The following is an 18,176-nucleotide window of genomic DNA, read 5'->3' on the forward strand; positions in this document are numbered from 1 at the left end:
GGAACATTCGAGTCTACTTGATTGCCATGTGCCAACATGCCGACGCATGGTTGGAAGAAGCAAGAAAAGCGAACCTTCCTTCACTGGACGAATGGTTTGCAAGCCAATTAGCTGCATAGTCACAGGCCTTTTCCATATTTTTTAAAAACCCGATATTGTCGGGTTATTTGGCATGCCCATTTTTTGAAAATGGCTTTCCAAGGTTAACAAAATAGACAATTTTTGACCCATTCACCCCTTGTCCAGACTCGGATTCATCTCTCTAATTCCGAGCTACTATCAATTTTTTCGGTCCGCCTTTCAGAAAAGCCTGGACGCGGGGATCAAGCGAGACGGTCGTAGTGGTTGCCATGGTAACTCCTCCTTGTTTTTTTGATGATGTGACGCAAAACAGTATTTGCAATATTCATGCCAGCATGAAAACGCTATCTTTTCCAGACGTTTTGCGTGTTCCAAAGTCCCTTGAACTGTACCATAACGGCGCACTTGTTCCATTTCGGAACACTCGGGTTTTCTTTGGCTAACCTTGTCTAACGAAGGCGGGTAAGGGTATGATTATGGAAAGCGGGAATTTTCAGAAAGGGTGATTGACGTGCGAAAGTTGATCAATCCTTGTTTGAACAACTCGTGGGAAAGAAGTCGCAAGTACGGCGTGGATCCTTTGCAAGCGAAGGATGCCATATTGGAATCGAACGAATTCAAACAGTTACGGGAACAGAAAGAACCTTTCTTGCGGGAAATCAATCCTACGATCGAACGTTTATACGCTTGGGTCAAATCGTTTTCCTCGACAGCCATCATTTCGGATACATCTGGGTATATATTGGAGAGGATCGGTGATCCTGCCTTTATGAAGGACACCGACAAAATTCATTTGTTTCAAGGAGCCTGTTGGTCGGAAACGGTCAGGGGCACCAATGCGGTAGGAACGGTCATTATTGAAAAAAAGCCATTGGCCGTAGTTGGGCAAGACCATTACCTGGAAGCGAACCGATATATTTATTGTGCAGCGTCACCAATATTTGATCCATTGGGGGAACAGGTCGCCGTCTTGGACATCAGCGGCTATTACAACATCTATCATCCTTCTATCCTGGCGATGGTGGATGTGATTGCACGAAAAGTTGAAGATTGGATCCTGATTCATGATTCCAACAAACAATTGGTGATCTCCCTCCACCCGCAGCAAAAAAGAGGCCAGGGGGCTTTATTGCGAGTCAATGAAGAGGGCGTAATCACCGGCGCCAATCGGGAAGCACGCGATTTGTTCGAGCTGGATCAATTGCTGCTTAACGCAGTCAAGCTTTCAGAGTTTCTGACAGGTGTCGAGTCGCTGCTGCAACGACCGGGCAATCACCCGAATTCTGATGTTTCCGCCGTATATAACAGGAAAGATGACAACAACAAATGGTTTGCGTCCGTTCTTGTAGACAAGCGCCCCCTATCGGTTGCATTCACTCAGGATCGAAAAACATCGCTTCCATCGGTCCGGCGCAGTTCCGTGAAATATACCTTTGCCGATATTTACGGGAATGATCCTGATTTTCTCTCGGTTCTTGAGCTTGCCAAACGGGCGGCGAAAACAGACTACAATATCCTGGTTACCGGCGAAAGCGGAACAGGAAAAGAGATGGTGAGCCAGGCGATCCATCACGTGAGCAACCGATCCGACAAACCTTTTGTTGCGCTGAACTGTGGGGCTATAGCAAGAACCTTGATGGAAAGTGAATTGTTCGGATATGAAGCCGGCGCATTCACCGGAGCAAAACAATCCGGCCATCCCGGAAAGATTGAACTTGCCCACGGAGGAACATTGTTTTTGGATGAAATAGCAGAAATGCCGCTCGAGATGCAAGTGTCCCTGTTACGGGTGCTCCAGGAAAAAACGGTGATTCGGGTCGGCGGAATCAAACCGATACAGGTGGATGTGCGTATTATTGCGGCAACTCACAAGGACTTATGGGAGGAAGTACAGGCGGGGCGTTTTCGTGCCGATTTGTTTTACCGGCTGCAGGGGATCCATCTCGTCTTGCCTCCTCTGCGGGATCGCAAAGACCGCCTTGACCTGGCCGCTCACTTGCTTCGGGCTGTAGTGAAGGAACTGGGCAGCCCCATGTTATCTTTCTCTGAGGAAGCAACAAAGCTGATCAACCAATATTCATGGCCGGGAAACGTACGAGAGTTGCTGGGATCCTTACGCCAAGCCGCTTTTCTGGCAACCGACGGGATCATTGACATCCGCCATTTTCCTGCTTATATTCTTAAAAACCGCGCGCCATATGCCGAAACAGCCAGTGCTTCGCTTGAACAACTGGAACACGAGACGATCCTCCGCATATTGAATACCACCGACGGGAATATCTCGCAGGCGGCACGGATGCTTGGAATCGGTCGCAATACCCTGTACCGAAAATTGAAAAAACTAAACCGTACCTACACGACCCAGTGATCCCGCATTTCTTGCAGCTAACGGAGATTTACGAACCGATCCGGCGGTGAGGTGTAGAAGCCGCGCCTATCAGCGGCGTCGTCCGCGACTTGCTGAAAAATGCGGATGCAAACTGGCGGTTCACACAAATTGGCGGTTCCCGTTTGCGCCAGCGGCGAAATATGTTATGATGTGAATGGCCATATAATAGAGCAATGTAGTAGGGCAAGTTGAGAAAAATGACGCTCCTTGCGAGCAATGGGGGCCCGATTAATGAAAACAAGGGTCATGACTTGGTTGATCAGTTTTCTTCTTATTAGTGCAATTTCCGCCTGCAGCCCGAAAGAGAGCAATGAACCGCACCCTTCCTCCTCTCCGAAAGCAGAGCAATCAAACAAGAAAAAATGGGAACCGGTCTCGAGAGCATATAGAATACAAGGGAAAATAGCAAACGTTGTGGTACAAGACGGTCAATTGAGATCAATCTCGCTTCATGTAACAAAAAACTTGGTGAACAGCAATCCTGTGGATTATGATTTTGTAGGTCAGACGATAGAAGTTCAATTTGAGGATGCTCCACTAGATGCGAACCGTTTGAACCGATTGAAGAAAGAAACGGAAATTGCCATCTCCATCGCTCAATATGCTTTACCAGACGGCAAAGTGGTTTGGGGTGCATTGCCGGAATGGGTATATTTGGTGGTCGATGGCTCTTATGAGGATCTGCAAGGCCAACCTGTGAAGGAATTGCGACCATAAAAATGGATTGCAGATGAAAGATTCCACTTCAGTAAGTGAAAAATGCGAAGCGGTCGCCAGCCACTTCGCATGTTACTTGAACCACTTAGACGAACTGCTTTTTGTTGGGGTCAATGTCCCTTGACACGTTCAGGTCCACAGCAAGACATTCGCCATTATACTTGACGTACACATCCCCGGCGTATTGTCGCATATAAGCGCCAGAGAATGAAGTGTTATCCAAATTCAAATTATTGATAGAGGCAGTATTTGTGCAGGAAGTTGTAAAGCAATAATTACTGCTTGTATTATAGGATTTTCCTGGGCTGCATTGATATTGAGCAACCCACATGTTGGCTCTTCCACCAACCGCATCGTACAATTGTTGTGCAACTGACCCGTTGCTTCCGGCACTACAATAAATTCCTGCCCAATATGCTGTCGCTCTGTTGATGTAGCTCACCCAAGCTTTGACGTAATCCACCATGGCTGTCGTATGGAGGTTCCCTCCTTCTACATCCAAGTAAATGACGCTCAGAGCAGGTGCACCGATTTCGCTAGCAAATTGTGCAGCTTGTTGAGCGTCTTGTTCACCCAAAGTAGTTGCGTTTGAGGTGGTGGGGGCATTGCAGGGATATGGTTGATCCTGGCGACCTACATAAATATAGGCCAAATTGTATCCAATATTCTTATATTCGCTGTGCAACGAAGCTGTAAAGCTTATTGCTCTGTTATTCGAATCGCGGTCGCCACTCAGATAACAAGGGCCACCAAGGTAAAATCCGTACCAGTAAAAAGGTGTGCCCGTCCACATATTCTGAGCAGTTGTTTTCGAAATGGCTGGCGCTTTATCAAAACCTTGCCAGGACATAGTTACTTTTCTCCCCCTTGCTTTGTCGCTGGATGTTCTTGTTCACGTAATTCCTGCAGCAAGTCTTCATACTTTTTTGCTTTTTCTTTCCATTCAAGCAAGAGATCCTCCGAAACGATCACCTTTCCCGGTGAATGAGGTTCAAAAATCATAATTATTAACCTCCTCGAAATATTTTCTGAGTCTTCTTAATGCTCTCCCTTTCATTCTGTTTACTGCTTGTTTGGTTGTTCCCATTTGGAGTGCCACTTCCTGTTCCGGTGTTCCCTCTAAAATCGTTGCTTTAATCACCGCTTGTTGAGGGAATGTCAATAATTTGAAGACTTCTTCAAGGGAAATCAGATCCTCCATCTCAGCAGGTGTGTCATTTGCCGCAGCAATTTGATCGATCATCTCCGTCTCTTCCGAATCGGCGTGAAGACGTTGATTCAAAATCAACAGTTCATGTTGTCTGACTCGATTTTGTCGGCGAGCCAACCTGGCAGTTTCACGGCGCAATCCTGTTAGAAACCATGCGGCGATTCTGGCCTCTTCCAAAGAGAGTTCATAAGCGTTCATTCTAATCACCTCCAATCCTCTTTTGTTTGGTGTTCTATAGAATAAAGAGAAAATAGGAGTTGTTTTGACAACTTCCTATTTGTAAAAATGGTGAGCCTAATTCTTTGTTTTATTTTCCTTCTCTAATATGTGAAGTGGAAAACGATTAACGGTTTTGATCATCCATTCCACTAAATCCGAATAGGCTTCTTCGTAGCCCAGGCGGCGGCTGTATTTTCTGATTGCAGGCATGAATCGTTGGATGATTGCGGCTAGCGCATCCTTATCCCCATTTTTTGCTCTGACCACCATTTCCCGAAGAGTCACGTTCCGATTTATATGATTTTTTGGACACCCTTTCTGAGGTTGGAGTATGGCGTTTCACAAAACAGAATTGTAAATTACTTATAATATACAATTTATTATTTTATAATGTTCGGGATGTTGATCTGGTTTGTTTGACGATTCCAAAGCGGTCGCTTGGGAGAGAATTTTGAAGCGAGCAATTTTCGTATTTACTGAAAACAGAGAATATGCTATGATATGAATGACCATTCAGTCAAAGATTTTCCTTCCAACCGTTCGGTTGCGCGGGGGGTGTTAATGACTGGATCTGGTCCATAGACATGTAGCAATGAGGTCTATCAGAAGCACTGGACACAGAATTGTTACAATTCGGGTGCCCGCCATAACGTGACCTGGCGCAATCGAGCTTCTCGACAATATGTAAGCGCTTTGCTTGCGGTTCCGGCAGCATGGCGAGCCTGCTGTTTTGGGATTGTCGGCGCAGCGGGTCAGTTGCGGGTAAGGCCGTCGCGTTGGCGGGTGGATCGATGAGGAGGTATGGGGATGGATTTTGCGGTGAAAAAAGTGGCCGTGATCGGTTCCGGCGTAATGGGATCGGGAATCGCGGCACATCTTGCGAATGTGGGAATCCCATCGTATTTGCTGGATATCGTTCCGAAGGAACTGACGGAACAGGAAGTGCGAAAAGGGCTGACGATTGACCATCCGCAGGTGCGCAACCGGTTTGCGCTGGCCGCCAAGGAACGGCTGCTCAAGTCAAAACCGGCACTGCTGTACACGCCGGAAAACGTTGACCTGATCACTCCAGGCAACCTGGAAGATGATCTGGCGGTGCTGTCGGAAGTCGACTGGATCATCGAAGTGGTCGTCGAAAATCTGGAAGTCAAGCAGCAATTGTTCGAAAAAATCGAGCAAGTATGGAAACCGGGCACGATCGTTTCCTCCAACACGTCCGGCATTTCCATCAATCGGATGTCGGAACGGTGCAGCAAGCCATTCCGGGAACATTTCCTCGGCACCCATTTCTTCAATCCCGTCCGCTATATGAAACTGTTAGAGGTGATCCCCTGCACCGAAACGAAACCGGAACTGGTCGAGTTCATGGTCAACTTCGGAGAACGGGTGCTCGGCAAAGGAGTCGTCGTCTGCAAAGACACCGTCAACTTTATCGCGAACCGCATCGGTACCTATGGACTGATGGTCACCGTTCAAGAGATGGTGAAAAACGGCCTCGGCATCGACGATGTGGACGCAATTACAGGACCGGTTATGGGCCGTCCCAAGTCGGCCACCTTCCGAACGCTCGATCTGGTTGGGCTTGACACGTTTGTCCACGTTGCTAATAACGTGCACGCAAATGTGGCCGACCGGGATGAAAAAGCTGCGTTTGTAGTGCCGGAATTTATGCAACAGATGGTGCAGCGCGGCTGGCTGGGCGAGAAAACGAAACAGGGTTTTTACAAAAAAGAAGGCAAGGACATCCTGGCCCTCGATTACAACACGCTGGAATACCGGCCGAAGCAAAAGCCGCAGTTCGCATCGCTGGAAGCGGCCAAGCTGCAAAAAGACACGAAGGAGAAACTGCGCGCTCTCGTCTACGGACAGGACGCTGCCAGCTTATTCGCTTGGGGCGTGTTAAAGCGGGTGCTGTTGTACACCGCAGAACGGGTGGATGAAATCGCCGATGACATCGTCAGCATCGACAAGGCGATGAAGTGGGGGTTCAACTGGCAACTCGGTCCGTTCGAAACATGGGATGCGATCGGTCTGGATAAATCGCTCGCACGCATGAAGCAAGAAGGTGAAACGATTCCGGACTGGGTGGAAGAGATGGTCGCATCCGGTAAAACTTCCTTCTATACGAAGGAGGGGGGAGTCAAATCTTTCTACATGCCGAAAGGCGAATACAAGGAAATCGAGGAGCAGAAAGAGATCATTGATCTGCAGGTGTTGAAAGAGCAGGGCAAGACGATCAGGTCGAACAGTGGGGCGTCGCTGATCGATATCGGCGACGGCATCGCCTGTCTCGAATTCCACTCCCCGAACCAGGCGATCGGCGCTGACATCACGCTGATGATCAATCAGGCGTGTGAGGAAGTGTCGAAGAACTGGCGGGGCCTGGTGATCGGCAACCAGGCGAAAAACTTTTGCGTCGGCGCCAACCTGATGCTGCTCCTGATGGAAGCGCAGGACGAGAACTGGGACGACATCAACTGGACGGTCAAGCAGTTCCAGGATACGCTGATGCGCCTGAAATATCTTGACAAGCCGGTCGTGGCTGCTCCGTTTGCGATGACGCTCGGTGGCGGGATCGAAGTCTGCTTCCCGGCGGACCGCATTCAGGCGGCGGCGGAAAGCTACATCGGGCTGGTCGAAGTGGGAGTCGGCCTGATCCCGGGCGGTGGTGGCAACAAAGAACTGTTGATTCGCCACACCGAGTCGGTGCAGGATCAGAAAGACGCCGATCTGCAACCGCTGGTCAACAAGACGTTTGAAACGATCGCGATGGCGAAAGTGTCCACCTCCGGGTACGACGCAAAAAAATTGGGCTATCTGCGGCGGGAAGACGGCATCACCGTCAACAACGACTATCTGCTGCACGACGCGAAACAAACGGCGCTCGCGCTGGCCAACGCAGGCTACAAGCCGCCTCAGAAGAAAAAGATTCGGGTGGTCGGGGAACCCGGATACGCGGTCATGAAAATCGCCGCTTATACGATGAAACAGTCCGGCTACATCTCCGATCACGATCTGAAGATCGCCGACAAACTGGCGTTTGTGTTGGCTGGCGGCCGGGTCCCGGCAAACACCTGGGTGACGGAAGAATACCTGCTCGATCTCGAACGGGAAGCGTTCCTGAGCCTGTGCGGCGAACCGAAGTCGCAGGAACGGATGCAGCACATGCTGACCAAAGGCAAACCTTTGCGCAACTAGGAAAAATGAACTGGAACCTCTATGGGTCCCGGCAAGTCAGCCGGAAGACGGATGATTTTCGGGACCCCGCGGAACCGGGCGGGGAAGTGATTGGGGTCCCCGCAAAGTACTCGGAATTGGCTTCAAAGCTTCGCTTCACTTTACGGGGCATAATTAGGGGGCCCCACGAAAGTAATCGGAATACGCTTCGTAGCTTTACGTCACTTTCGTGGGGTATTTTTAGGGAGGGAACGGAATGAAAGAAGCGGTAATCGTGGCCGGTGTGCGAACGGCGGTTGGCAAAGCTCCCAAAGGATCGCTCCGGCAAATGCGGCCGGAAGATCTCGGCGGCATCGTCGTCGAGGAGCTGGTTCGCCGCACGCCGGGCCTGGATCCGGCGGAAATCGAAGATGTGATCATCGGTTGCGCGATGCCGGAAGGCGAACAGGGGATGAACCTGGGGCGGATCGTCGCGCAACGCGCAGGTTTGCCAAATGAGGTGTCCGGAATGACTGTCAACCGGTTCTGTTCGTCCGGCCTGCAAACGATCGCGCTGGCCGCACAGCAAATCATGATCGGGCAAGCGGATGTGATCGTGGCCGGTGGCGTCGAAAGCATGAGCCATGTGCCAATGACCGGATACAAACTCGCTCCCAATCCGTGGCTGGTCGACAACAAACCGGAAATCTACATGTCGATGGGGCACACGGCGGAGCAAGTGGCACGCCGTTTCAACGTGACGCGCGAGGAGCAGGATGCGTTTGCAGTGCGCTCCCACCAACGGGCGGCAGCCGCCATCCAGGCAGGCAAGTTCAAAGAAGAGATCGTTCCGGTCAAGGCGCAGATCAAAACGTTTGAAGACGGGAAAGTCAAAGTCGAAGAGTTTATCTTCGACACGGACGAAGGGGTGCGCCCGGACACGACGCAGGAAGTTCTCGCGAAACTGAAGCCTGTGTTTCACGTGCAGGGAACCGTGACGGCGGGGAACTCTTCGCAGACGTCCGACGGGGCGGCGGCCGTGATGGTGATGTCAGCCGAAAAAGCGGACGCGCTCGGATTGAAGCCGCTTGCGGTGTTCCGTTCGTTCGCGGTCGGCGGCGTCGACCCTGACATCATGGGGGTCGGGCCGGTTGTCGCGATTCCGAAAGCGCTGAAAATGGCAGGCATCACAAAAGAGGACGTCGATCTGTTCGAGATCAACGAAGCGTTTGCTTCGCAGTGCGTCTATGTGACCCGCCACCTTGAACTTGACATGGACAAAGTCAATGTCAACGGCGGTGCGATCGCGCTCGGCCATCCGCTCGGCTGCACGGGGACGAAACTGACCGTATCCCTGATCAACGAACTGCGACGGCGGAACGGCAAATACGGGGTTGTATCGATGTGCATCGGCGGCGGCATGGGAGCGGCCGGCGTATTTGAAATCGTGTGAGGAGGGCTTTTTATGGAAACGAAACGCAAAGTCAAAGGCGGTAGCTTCATTCTCGAATCGATCGATGCGAATGACGTCTTTACACCGGAAGATTTTACGGATGAACAGAAGATGATCGCGCAAACGACGGCCGATTTTATCGAAGGGGAAGTGGCACCCCACCGCGAACAGCTGGAAAAATTGGATCTCGACCTGTCCGTCAAACTTCTGAAAAAAGCGGGGGAACTCGGACTGTTGGGAGCTGACGTGCCGGAAGAGTATGACGGTCTCGGCCTTGATAAAGTTTCTTCCAGCCTGATTACCGAGTACTTCACCCGCGCCGGTTCGTTTGCCCTGTCGCACGGGGCACACGTCGGGATCGGAACGCTGCCGATCGTCTTTTTCGGCAGCAAGGAGCAGAAAGCGAAATACCTACCGAAACTGGCAACCGGTGAATGGATCGCCGCTTACGCTTTGACCGAACCGGGATCCGGATCCGACGCGCTGGGGGCAAAAGCCACCGCCAGATTGTCGGAGGACGGCAAGTATTACATTCTCAACGGAACCAAGCAATTCATTACCAATGCCGGCTTCGCCGACGTGTTTGTCGTCTATGCGAAAATCGACGGTGAAAAATTCTCCGCGTTCATCGTGGAACGCACCTTCCCCGGCGTGTCGGTCGGACCGGAAGAAAAGAAGATGGGGATCAAAGGCTCTTCCACCCGTCCGCTGATTCTCGAAGATGTCAAAGTGCCGGTGGAAAATCTGCTTGGCGAGGAAGGCCGCGGCCATGTCATCGCGTTCAATATCCTGAACATCGGCCGTTACAAGCTTGGGGTCGGCTGCGTCGGTTCCTCCAAATGGGCGATCGAATTGGCCGCCAAATATGCGAACGAACGCAAGCAGTTCGGCCGTCCGATCTCGTCCTTTCCGCTGATCGGGGCAAAATTGGCCGACATGAACATCAAGACCTATGTACTCGAGTCGCTGATCTACCGGATCGGCGGACTGTATGACGAGCAGTTTGCCGATTTTACCGACCCGAACGATCTGGGACGGACCGCCGCCAAGCTGATCGAAGAGTATGCGATTGAATGCTCGATTGCGAAAGTGTTCGGTTCCGAAGTGTTTGATTTCGTTGCCGATGAAGCTGTTCAGATCCATGGCGGGTACGGGTTTATCCAGGAGTATCCGGTCGAGCAGATGTATCGCGATTCGCGGATCAACCGGATTTTTGAGGGAACGAATGAGATCAACCGCCTGTTGATCCCTGGCACGCTGTTGCGCAAGGCGCTGAAAGGCGAGTTACCGCTGATGCAAGCGGCTCAGCAGCTGCAATCGGAGCTGATGGGCATGGCGCCGCAAATGCCGGACGGCTCACCGCTTGGCGAGGAACAACTGCTGCTGGAGCAGGCGCGCAAAGCGTTCCTGATGGTCGGCGGACTGGCCGTCCAGAAGTACCAGCAGAACATCCAGAACGAGCAGGAAGTGCTGGCCAACCTGGCGGATATCATGATTGAAATCTTTGCGATGGAATCCGCTTTGCTGCGGGCCAAAAAGGCGCTGGCGAAAGACGCCGACAAGGCGCAACTGAAGGTGGCCATGACGAAAGCGTATGTCCACGAAGCGTTTGCCCGGATCGAGGCGCTCGGCCGCGACACGCTGGCCGCAATGGAAAGCGGTGACATGCTGCGGACGCAGTTGTCGATTTTCAAGAAATTGGTTCGCTTCCAGCCGATCAACACGGTCGCTCTGAAACGGGAAATCGCCGCGAAAGTGATCGAAGCGGAAAAGTATGTGTGCTAACCCGGCAGGAATCCAACAGAATACCGACGAACAATAAGGTACTGGCATTCGCCGGTACCTTTTCTATTTTCCACGAAAGTAATGCGTCGCCTGGCCTGGATCGAAGCAACCGGTCGCGGGGCGCAAAGTTATTGCAGAAACAACACCGAGCCAAACAGACCCAGTGCATAGGCCGTTCCGTAGACCAGATGCAGCAAAACGGTCAGCCCGACCACCAGGTTCATTTCGAGCGGGGTGGCGCTTGTCCATGCCTTGCGGATCACCTGCACCGCGACCGGCAGGGACAACAGGGTGATCAGCGACAACTTCGGCAGTGTGCCGGCGGACACGAGCAAAATCTGGATCGCATAGGCAGCAAAGACGAGCACGGTCAGTTCCTGTTTGGCCCCTTTTTCCGACAGCAGGTTGGCCAATGTGATCTTGCCGACCAGCCGATCGTGTTCCCTGTCCCGCAAATTGTTCGCGTGCAGCATGGCGGCCGCCACCAGCCCAATCGGGATCGATCCCCCAAAAACGGTCCAGCGCATCATACCCATTTGCGCGTAATAGGTGGCCAGCACCAGCAGCGGGCCCATTCCCACAAATGCGGCCAGCTCTCCCAGTCCCCGATAGGCAAGCGGAAACGGTCCGCCCGTGTAGCAATAGCCAACGAGCAGCCCGATCAATCCGAACCAGAGCATGCCGCTGCCCACCCTTGTGACCAGATAGGCGCCCAGCAGACTGGCCAGTACAAAACAAACAACGCCCCCTTGGTACACTTGTTGGGGGGTGAGCCATCCCTTTTGGATAACGCCGCTGGCACACAGGGAATCGGCCGCGTCGGCACCCGTTTTAGAATCGAAATAGTCGTTAAACAGGTTGGCTCCGGCATGCAGCAGATTGCTCGCCAGCAACGCCAGCAAGAACGGAACGGTTTGAAACGCGCGGTCCATCACGGCAAACGCCCCGCCCAACATGACCGGGATCAGGCTTGCCGTAAGCGACGGAAAGCGGATCGCCTGAAACCAGACCTGAAACAGACTGACCTGCCGTTTCTCCAATTCAGGACATCCTTTCCAACTCTTCCTAACCCCATAATACTATGTCCAACCTTCTCATACAATTGTTTCATAGGCCGCAACAGACATTCCGGAAAGCCGCCCGGCTGCTCACCCACCGCATGAGAATGACATTTCATCCCTGCCGGGGTAACGCGAAGCAGACAATTGCGGCAAAATGGGGAGGTTGCATATGACGGACACAAGCTTCTGGTTTGCAGTGCTGGCCGCTTTGTCGTGGGGAATCGCGCCTCTGTTTGAAAAATGGGGAGGCATGAAGGTGATCGGCACAATTTTGATTTTGATTGGAATTTTCTTGATTCGGTAATTTTGCAAATAATTGATAACATAACCAAAACTAAAAGTATTAAATTTTGATCAAGTATGTATTTTCTCGAAATCGGTAGGTAGAGCTTGATATTGAATCCTGGTTTCTTACAATGTCGAAAAATAAAAGGTGATAGTTTCTCTTCGTTCATGTACTATCAATGCTGGGATTATTCAGATAGTTGCCAGTAATAGAACCACAGGAAAACACAGCAGAAGCGGTGAATGTCATGTGGTCACGATCGTCGATGCGCCGCCTCCGGTGACACGGTGGCGATGATCCCGGTTGTGACCGGGCAAAAGACGCCGCTCATTACGCCGTCCGGGACAGCGGCGAAAGTGACGGTTGACGAGCGAAGCGGCAAGGTAAACGAGTGGGTGTTCCGCGCCTGCTTCATCGACCCGTTCCAGGGGACGGTGACGGGCAAGTTTGCCGTTAACGGTCTGATGGCGAAAACGGTTGTAATTTATACGGATGCTTCTAACGACTATTCGAAAGGTTTCGCCAAGTCGTTGCAAGAAGAATTCACGAAACGTGGCTACCGGTACCGGTACGGCTAAAATCAAGGGAGCGTTGGCAAGCATTAAGGATTACAAAGTGGCGACAGGGGGTGATTTCGTTCGACGACAAGCACAATCCGATCAAATCGGCCGTTTTGATCGAGCTGAAAGACGGAAAGCCAACGTTCAAAACGAAGGTCAATCCGTAGTCATCCTGGGACCGCAGCGTCCCCCTCTTTATCCAAAGGAAAGGAGTGCCCGTATGGACTATATCATCCAACAATTGATCAACGGGATCTCGGTCGGAAGCATCTACGCGCTCATCGCGTTGGGCTATACGATGGTGTACGGAATTATCAAGCTTATCAATTTCGCCCACGGCGATGTGTTTATGGTAGGCGCTTTTGTCGGTTTGTTCACCGTGAAAGCGCTGGAAGCGCAAGGCATGCAAAACAAAATCCTGGTGTTCGTGATCGCCCTGCTGGTGGCGATGGCGGCCAGCGCTGTGCTGGGGGTGCTGATTGAACGGACAGCGTACAAGCCGTTGCGCAACGCTTCCCGGATTGCGGTTTTGATCACGGCGATCGGTGTATCCTTTTTGCTGGAAAATGGCGGAATATTCTTGTTGGGACCGCAAGCAAAAGGATTCCCCGAAATCGTCCAGAAAACGCAGTACAACCTGTTTGGTTCTGTACAGATCGACTCGAACCAGATCATGATTCTGATCGTCACGGTCATCCTGATGGTCGTGCTGGAATTGATTGTGCACAAGACAAAAATCGGCAAGGCGATGCGCGCCGTTTCATTTGACAAGGATGCGGCCCGCCTGATGGGCATCAACGTCGACACGACGATCTCCGCTACGTTCGCCATCGGTTCCGCGCTGGCAGCGGCGGCGGGCGTGATTTTCGGCATGACGTACAACTCGATCGACCCGCTTATGGGCATTATTCCGGGGCTGAAAGCGTTCGTTGCGGCGGTGCTCGGCGGCATCGGGATTATTCCGGGGGCGCTGGTCGGCGGCTTGCTGCTCGGGGTGATCGAAACCGGCGTCTCGTCGGTCGGTTTTTCGCTCTGGCGGGACGGAGTGGCGTTTGCGATCCTGATTCTGATCCTGATCTTCAAACCGTCTGGCCTGTTTGGCAAGAACGTTCGCGAGAAAGTGTAGGTGACAGCGGATGCGCGTGCAAAACAAAAGTTTTTGGACCGGAATCGTCGTCAGTCTCCTGATTTATGCGGTGTGCGAAGTGTTGATCGATACGGGCGTGCTGAACGATTTTGCGGAATCGACGCTGATCTTGATCTGCATCAACATCATTCTTGGCGTTTCCCTCAATCTGATCAACGGGTTCACCGGACAATTTTCGATCGGTCACGCCGGCTTCATGTCGATCGGCGCCTATCTGTCGGCGATTATGACGATCGATTTCAACATGCCGTTTGTGGTGGCCCTGGTGATCGGCGGATTGGCGGCGGCCGTCGCAGGTCTCATCATCGGCATTCCGTCCCTGCGGCTGAAAGGGGACTATCTGGCGATCGCCACGCTCGGATTCGGCGAGATCATCCGGATCGTGTGGCTGAATACCGAGTATGTAGGGGGTGCCTCCGGCCTCAGCGGCATCCCGACGGAGACGAACTGGACCTGGGTTTTCCTCTGGACCTTGATTACGGTGGTTGTGATCAACAACTTCGTCAATTCGACGCACGGGCGGGCCTGCATTTCCGTCCGCGAAAATGAGATCGCGGCCGAAGCGATGGGGGTCAACACGACCAAGTACAAAGTGATGGCGTTCGTGATCGGCGCCTTTTTCGCAGGGATTGCGGGCGGGCTGTCTGCACACATGTTCTACATCATCAATCCGAACAACTACAACTTCATGAAATCGTTCGAGATTCTCGTGATCGTGGTACTCGGCGGTCTTGGTAGCACGTCCGGCTCAATCGTCGGGGCGATCGTTCTGACGATGATCTTCACCCTGCTGCAGGATTACCCGGATATCCGCATGATCATCTATTCGGTGCTGCTGATTTTGATGATGATTTTCCGTCCGAGCGGACTGATGGGGACTCGCGAATTTCGGTTCAACTTCCTGAACAAGAAGGAGGAGCAGCATGGCGCAACCAACACTTCTGCTTGATGTGCAAAAGGTCAGCCGCTCTTTCGGTGGTCTGAAGGCGGTATCCGACGTATCGATGCATCTGCGCAAGGGCGAACTGGTCGGTCTGATCGGTCCGAACGGCGCAGGAAAGACGACTTTGTTCAACCTGCTGACCGGGGTCTATGAACCTTCCGAGGGGAAGATCCTGTTGAACGGGGAGTCGATCGGCGGCCTGAAACCTTACCAGATCACGCAAAAAGGCGCCGCCCGCACATTCCAGAACATCCGCCTGTTCAGCGATCTGTCCGTCCTGGACAACGTGAAAATCGCCTATCACCAGCACGCGAAACATTCGGTGTTCTCGTCGATTTTGCGGCTGCCGTCCCATTTTAAAGGCGAGGCGGAGATCACGGAGAAAGCGATCGAGTTTCTGAAAATCTTCAAACTGGACGGCAAGAAGGACGAACTTGCGAAAAATCTGCCATACGGCGAACAGCGCCGGTTGGAGATCGCCCGTGCGCTGGCGGCACGGCCGAAGCTGCTGCTGCTCGACGAGCCGGCGGCCGGCATGAACCCGCAGGAAACGCAGGATCTGATGCATCTGATCCAATGGATTCGCCGTGAGTTCGATTTGACGATTCTCCTGATCGAGCACGACATGTCGTTGGTGATGGGCGTTTGCGAACGGATTTACGTGCTGGATCGCGGCCTGCTGATCGCTGAGGGAACACCGAGCGAGATCAAGTCGAACCCGAAAGTGATCGAAGCCTATCTGGGGCAGGAGGTGTGAACGGGTGTTAAAGGTCGATAACATCAACGTGTACTACGGTGCCATCCACGCGCTGAAAGGGGTAAGCCTGACGGTCAATCAAGGCGAAATCGTGACTTTGATCGGCGCCAACGGAGCCGGCAAATCGACACTGCTGAAGACATTGTCGGGACTTTTGAAGCCGAAAACGGGCGGGATCGAATTTTTGGGCCAATCGATCGCCGGCCAGCCCGCCCAGTCGATCGTCAAACAGGGCCTGATCCACTGCCCGGAAGGTCGGCGTGTGTTTGCCAACATGACGGTCGAGGAAAATCTGGAATTGGGCGCTTTTTCCCGTACCGACAAGGAAATCAAGGCGGATATGGAAAAAGTGTTCGACCGTTTCCCACGTTTGCTGGAGCGGCGCAAGCAGCAGGCCGGCACATTGTCCGGCGGCGAGCAGCAGATGTTGGCGATTGGCCGTGCTTTAATGGCGCGCCCCAAGCTGCTGCTGCTCGATGAACCGTCAATGGGCCTGGCGCCGCTTCTGGTGCAGGAGATCTTCCGCATCATCCAGGAAATCAACCAAGCGGGGACAACCGTCTTGCTGGTGGAGCAAAACGCCAACCAGGCGCTGCGGATCGCCCACCGGGCGTATGTGCTGGAAACCGGCAAAATCGTGCTGTCCGGAGACGCCGCCGAACTGGCCGCTTCCGAGGAAATCAAAAAAGCGTATCTGGGCGCATAGACGGCCCGGAGTTCGGCAAGTTGGAAACGGAAAAGCTCTCCCACTCTGGCGGAGCTTTTCCCAAACTTCTATACTTTTAGCACTTTTTTATAGAAAAGTAGAAAAAGATTACATCTGTGTAGGGGGTGATGAAAACGAAAGATTGAGCGTGATTGTGCGAGCTGTTTTGCAAAAAACGTCATCCACGGCAGGTGATTGTTTTCCACCGATATTGTAGTATGAGTTCGTGCATTATTCAGATTTTTACCGGAAATCGAAAGAGAGGAAAAAAGTAGAAAGGGGTCAAGTGGGATGAAGAAAAAACTGATAACCGCAACCGCCATCGCGGCACTGGCGCTTGGCGCATTGGCAGGCTGCGGCGGTAAGCAGCAGGCAAACGGCAACGCCGGGGGAGGCAGCAGCTCCGGGGACACGATCAAGATTGGCACCGACTTTGAGATGACCGGCGGTCAAGCGGCGTTCGGTACATCGGCGTTGAAAGGCGTCAAACTGGCCGTCAAGGAGATTAACGCAGCAGGCGGGGTGCTCGGCAAGCAAATTCAGATTATCGACGCCGACAACGCGTCCAAAAACGACGAATCCGCCCGCGCGGCGCAAAAACTGATTTCGAACGATAAAGTGGTCGCTTTGATCGGGGCCACCACTTCCACCAACACACTGGCGGCAGTGCCGGTAGCGATGGAGAAGAAGATTCCGTTGATCACTTCTTCCGCCACCAACCCGAAAGTAACGGTTGACGAGCGGACCGGCAAGGTCAATGAGTGGGTGTTCCGGGCTTGCTTCATCGACCCGTTCCAGGGCAAGGTGATGGCCGATTTCGCAACGAAAGAGCTGAAGGCGAAGACGGCGGTGATCTACACCGATACGTCGAGTGACTATTCAAAAGGCCTGACCAAGTTCTTTGAAGAAACCTTTACCAAGAACGGCGGCCAGATTTTGGCGAAAGAATCCTATCAGCAGAAAGACACCGACTTCAAGGCGGTGCTCACCCGCATCAAGGAAAAGAAACCGGATGTGATCTACGTCCCTGGCTACTATGAAGAGGTCGGCAAAATCATCAAACAGGGCCGTGAACTGGGAATCACCGCTCCGTTTATGGGCGGCGACGGTTGGGACGCTCCGCAGCTGATCGACATCGCCGGCAAGGAGAACCTGAACAACACTTACATCTCCAACCACTATGCGCCGGATGACAACTCGCCGGAAGTCCAGCAGTTCGTCCAGTCGTTCAAGAAAGAATACAACGGCGAAACACCGGATGCGATGGCGGTTCTCGGTTACGATGCAATGAAGATGCTGGCGGACGCGATCAAGCGGGCCGGCAGCACCGATCCGGCGAAAATCAAAGACGCGCTTGCAGCGACCAAAGATTTCAAAGCGGCGACCGGTTCCATCACGCTCAATGAGAACCACGACCCTGTGAAATCGGCCGTTGTACTGGAGTACAAAGACGGCAAACAAGTATTCAAAGGAAAGGTAAATCCGTAACTCTGACGAACGGGGGGCTGACACCCGAAAGGGCGAAAGCCTCCCGTTTTTGTTGACTTTATTGACTTTCCGCCGAGAGCCGCCTGGGGAACTTCCCGTTTGCCTCCGGAAGGGACGGCAGGATACGCGGAATCGCCGGAAGACTGGTGGCATGTGTCCCGCGATCTCCCGCTTGCTGCAGAGGGAGCGGCGGGCGATGGAAAGCTGTATCCTGTTGC

17 protein-coding genes are annotated in these 18,176 nt (G+C 52.7%); 12 read left to right on the forward strand and 5 right to left on the reverse strand.

Features of this window, described 5'->3' with window-relative positions; genetic code table 11:
- The first annotated feature begins 592 nt into the window (after window positions 1–592).
- Both C230_RS0112055 and C230_RS0112060 read left to right on the forward strand, forming a co-directional pair.
- Window positions 593–2,449, forward strand: coding sequence for a sigma-54-dependent Fis family transcriptional regulator (locus C230_RS0112055; RefSeq protein WP_018132296.1), 1,857 nt, complete (start codon window positions 593–595; stop codon window positions 2,447–2,449).
- A 252-nt stretch (window positions 2,450–2,701) separates the two neighbouring features.
- Window positions 2,702–3,187, forward strand: coding sequence for a hypothetical protein (locus C230_RS0112060; protein ID WP_018132297.1), 486 nt, complete (start codon window positions 2,702–2,704; stop codon window positions 3,185–3,187).
- Between the two features lie 85 nt (window positions 3,188–3,272).
- On the opposite strand, the gene C230_RS0112065 is transcribed toward C230_RS0112060, so the two are convergent.
- The 4 genes from C230_RS0112065 to C230_RS23905 all read right to left on the reverse strand — a co-directional run bounded on the left by C230_RS0112065 (window position 3,273) and on the right by C230_RS23905 (window position 4,886).
- Entirely contained in the window at window positions 3,273–4,037 is a 765-nt protein-coding gene (locus C230_RS0112065) for a glycoside hydrolase domain-containing protein (protein WP_018132298.1), read from the reverse strand.
- A gap of 2 nt (window positions 4,038–4,039) precedes the next feature.
- A complete protein-coding gene (locus C230_RS22595) occupies window positions 4,040–4,189 on the reverse strand; it encodes a hypothetical protein (RefSeq protein WP_018132299.1) in 150 nt (49 codons plus the stop codon).
- Window positions 4,179–4,595 (reverse strand): sigma-70 RNA polymerase sigma factor region 4 domain-containing protein, encoded by a 417-nt coding sequence (locus tag C230_RS0112075; RefSeq protein WP_018132300.1) that lies wholly within the window; start codon window positions 4,593–4,595, stop codon window positions 4,179–4,181. Before C230_RS0112075 ends, C230_RS22595 begins: the two co-directional genes overlap by 11 nt.
- Before the next feature lie 96 nt (window positions 4,596–4,691).
- Window positions 4,692–4,886: a helix-turn-helix domain-containing protein gene (locus C230_RS23905; RefSeq protein ID WP_156807445.1), complete on the reverse strand. Its 195-nt coding sequence runs from the start codon at window positions 4,884–4,886 to the stop codon at window positions 4,692–4,694.
- A gap of 537 nt (window positions 4,887–5,423) precedes the next feature.
- On the opposite strand from C230_RS23905, the gene C230_RS0112080 reads away from it, so the two are divergent.
- The 3 genes from C230_RS0112080 to C230_RS0112090 all read left to right on the forward strand — a co-directional run bounded on the left by C230_RS0112080 (window position 5,424) and on the right by C230_RS0112090 (window position 11,010).
- Window positions 5,424–7,814, forward strand: a complete 2,391-nt coding sequence (locus C230_RS0112080) for a 3-hydroxyacyl-CoA dehydrogenase/enoyl-CoA hydratase family protein (protein WP_018132301.1) — start codon at window positions 5,424–5,426, stop codon at window positions 7,812–7,814.
- Window positions 7,815–8,049: 235 nt separating this feature from the next.
- Window positions 8,050–9,225 carry an acetyl-CoA C-acetyltransferase gene (locus C230_RS0112085; RefSeq protein WP_018132302.1) on the forward strand — a complete coding sequence of 392 codons (1,176 nt, stop codon included), beginning with the start codon at window positions 8,050–8,052 and terminating at the stop codon, window positions 9,223–9,225.
- Window positions 9,226–9,237: 12 nt separating this feature from the next.
- Window positions 9,238–11,010 (forward strand): acyl-CoA dehydrogenase family protein, encoded by a 1,773-nt coding sequence (locus C230_RS0112090; protein WP_018132303.1) that lies wholly within the window; start codon window positions 9,238–9,240, stop codon window positions 11,008–11,010.
- Window positions 11,011–11,138: 128 nt separating this feature from the next.
- On the opposite strand, the gene menA is transcribed toward C230_RS0112090, so the two are convergent.
- On the reverse strand, window positions 11,139–12,050 hold the full coding sequence (menA, locus tag C230_RS20295; protein ID WP_018132304.1) for a 1,4-dihydroxy-2-naphthoate octaprenyltransferase: 912 nt from the start codon (window positions 12,048–12,050) through the stop codon (window positions 11,139–11,141).
- A 190-nt stretch (window positions 12,051–12,240) separates the two neighbouring features.
- On the opposite strand from menA, the gene C230_RS23620 reads away from it, so the two are divergent.
- From C230_RS23620 to C230_RS0112135, 7 genes are all read left to right on the forward strand, one after another.
- Window positions 12,241–12,375, forward strand: a complete 135-nt coding sequence (locus tag C230_RS23620) for a hypothetical protein (RefSeq protein ID WP_018132305.1) — start codon at window positions 12,241–12,243, stop codon at window positions 12,373–12,375.
- Between the two features lie 224 nt (window positions 12,376–12,599).
- Window positions 12,600–12,935, forward strand: coding sequence for a type 1 periplasmic-binding domain-containing protein (locus tag C230_RS0112105; protein WP_156807446.1), 336 nt, complete (start codon window positions 12,600–12,602; stop codon window positions 12,933–12,935).
- 202 nt (window positions 12,936–13,137) lie between these two features.
- A complete protein-coding gene (locus C230_RS0112115; RefSeq protein ID WP_018132308.1) occupies window positions 13,138–14,043 on the forward strand; it encodes a branched-chain amino acid ABC transporter permease in 906 nt (301 codons plus the stop codon).
- A gap of 10 nt (window positions 14,044–14,053) precedes the next feature.
- The gene (locus C230_RS0112120) at window positions 14,054–15,013 is read left to right on the forward strand and encodes a branched-chain amino acid ABC transporter permease (RefSeq protein WP_018132309.1); all 960 of its coding nucleotides are present in this window, start codon (window positions 14,054–14,056) and stop codon (window positions 15,011–15,013) included.
- Window positions 14,988–15,764, forward strand: coding sequence for an ABC transporter ATP-binding protein (locus C230_RS0112125; protein ID WP_018132310.1), 777 nt, complete (start codon window positions 14,988–14,990; stop codon window positions 15,762–15,764). Before C230_RS0112120 ends, C230_RS0112125 begins: the two co-directional genes overlap by 26 nt.
- Window positions 15,765–15,768: 4 nt before the next feature.
- On the forward strand, window positions 15,769–16,470 hold the full coding sequence (locus C230_RS0112130) for an ABC transporter ATP-binding protein (RefSeq protein ID WP_018132311.1): 702 nt from the start codon (window positions 15,769–15,771) through the stop codon (window positions 16,468–16,470).
- Between the two features lie 291 nt (window positions 16,471–16,761).
- A complete protein-coding gene (locus C230_RS0112135; RefSeq protein ID WP_018132312.1) occupies window positions 16,762–17,958 on the forward strand; it encodes an ABC transporter substrate-binding protein in 1,197 nt (398 codons plus the stop codon).
- Window positions 17,959–18,176: the final 218 nt, after the last annotated feature.

The sequence above is a fragment of the Effusibacillus pohliae DSM 22757 genome (assembly GCF_000376225.1).
In the GTDB taxonomy this organism is placed as follows: Bacteria; Bacillota; Bacilli; order Tumebacillales; family Effusibacillaceae; genus Effusibacillus; species Effusibacillus pohliae.

Excerpts from the sequence above, each read along its gene's own strand:
- C230_RS0112060 (WP_018132297.1), top strand. The coding sequence starts at position 2,702 with ATGAAAACAAGGGTCATGACTTGGTTGATCAGTTTTCTTCTTATTAGT.
- C230_RS0112065 (WP_018132298.1), bottom strand. The coding sequence starts at position 4,037 with ATGTCCTGGCAAGGTTTTGATAAAGCGCCAGCCATTTCGAAAACAACT.
- C230_RS22595 (WP_018132299.1), bottom strand. The coding sequence starts at position 4,189 with ATGATTTTTGAACCTCATTCACCGGGAAAGGTGATCGTTTCGGAGGAT.
- C230_RS0112075 (WP_018132300.1), bottom strand. The coding sequence starts at position 4,595 with ATGAACGCTTATGAACTCTCTTTGGAAGAGGCCAGAATCGCCGCATGG.
- C230_RS23905 (WP_156807445.1), bottom strand. The coding sequence starts at position 4,886 with ATGGTGGTCAGAGCAAAAAATGGGGATAAGGATGCGCTAGCCGCAATC.
- C230_RS0112080 (WP_018132301.1), top strand. The coding sequence starts at position 5,424 with ATGGATTTTGCGGTGAAAAAAGTGGCCGTGATCGGTTCCGGCGTAATG.
- C230_RS0112085 (WP_018132302.1), top strand. The coding sequence starts at position 8,050 with ATGAAAGAAGCGGTAATCGTGGCCGGTGTGCGAACGGCGGTTGGCAAA.
- C230_RS0112090 (WP_018132303.1), top strand. The coding sequence starts at position 9,238 with ATGGAAACGAAACGCAAAGTCAAAGGCGGTAGCTTCATTCTCGAATCG.
- C230_RS23620 (WP_018132305.1), top strand. The coding sequence starts at position 12,241 with ATGACGGACACAAGCTTCTGGTTTGCAGTGCTGGCCGCTTTGTCGTGG.
- C230_RS0112105 (WP_156807446.1), top strand. The coding sequence starts at position 12,600 with ATGTCATGTGGTCACGATCGTCGATGCGCCGCCTCCGGTGACACGGTG.
- C230_RS0112115 (WP_018132308.1), top strand. The coding sequence starts at position 13,138 with ATGGACTATATCATCCAACAATTGATCAACGGGATCTCGGTCGGAAGC.
- C230_RS0112120 (WP_018132309.1), top strand. The coding sequence starts at position 14,054 with ATGCGCGTGCAAAACAAAAGTTTTTGGACCGGAATCGTCGTCAGTCTC.
- C230_RS0112125 (WP_018132310.1), top strand. The coding sequence starts at position 14,988 with ATGGCGCAACCAACACTTCTGCTTGATGTGCAAAAGGTCAGCCGCTCT.
- C230_RS0112135 (WP_018132312.1), top strand. The coding sequence starts at position 16,762 with ATGAAGAAAAAACTGATAACCGCAACCGCCATCGCGGCACTGGCGCTT.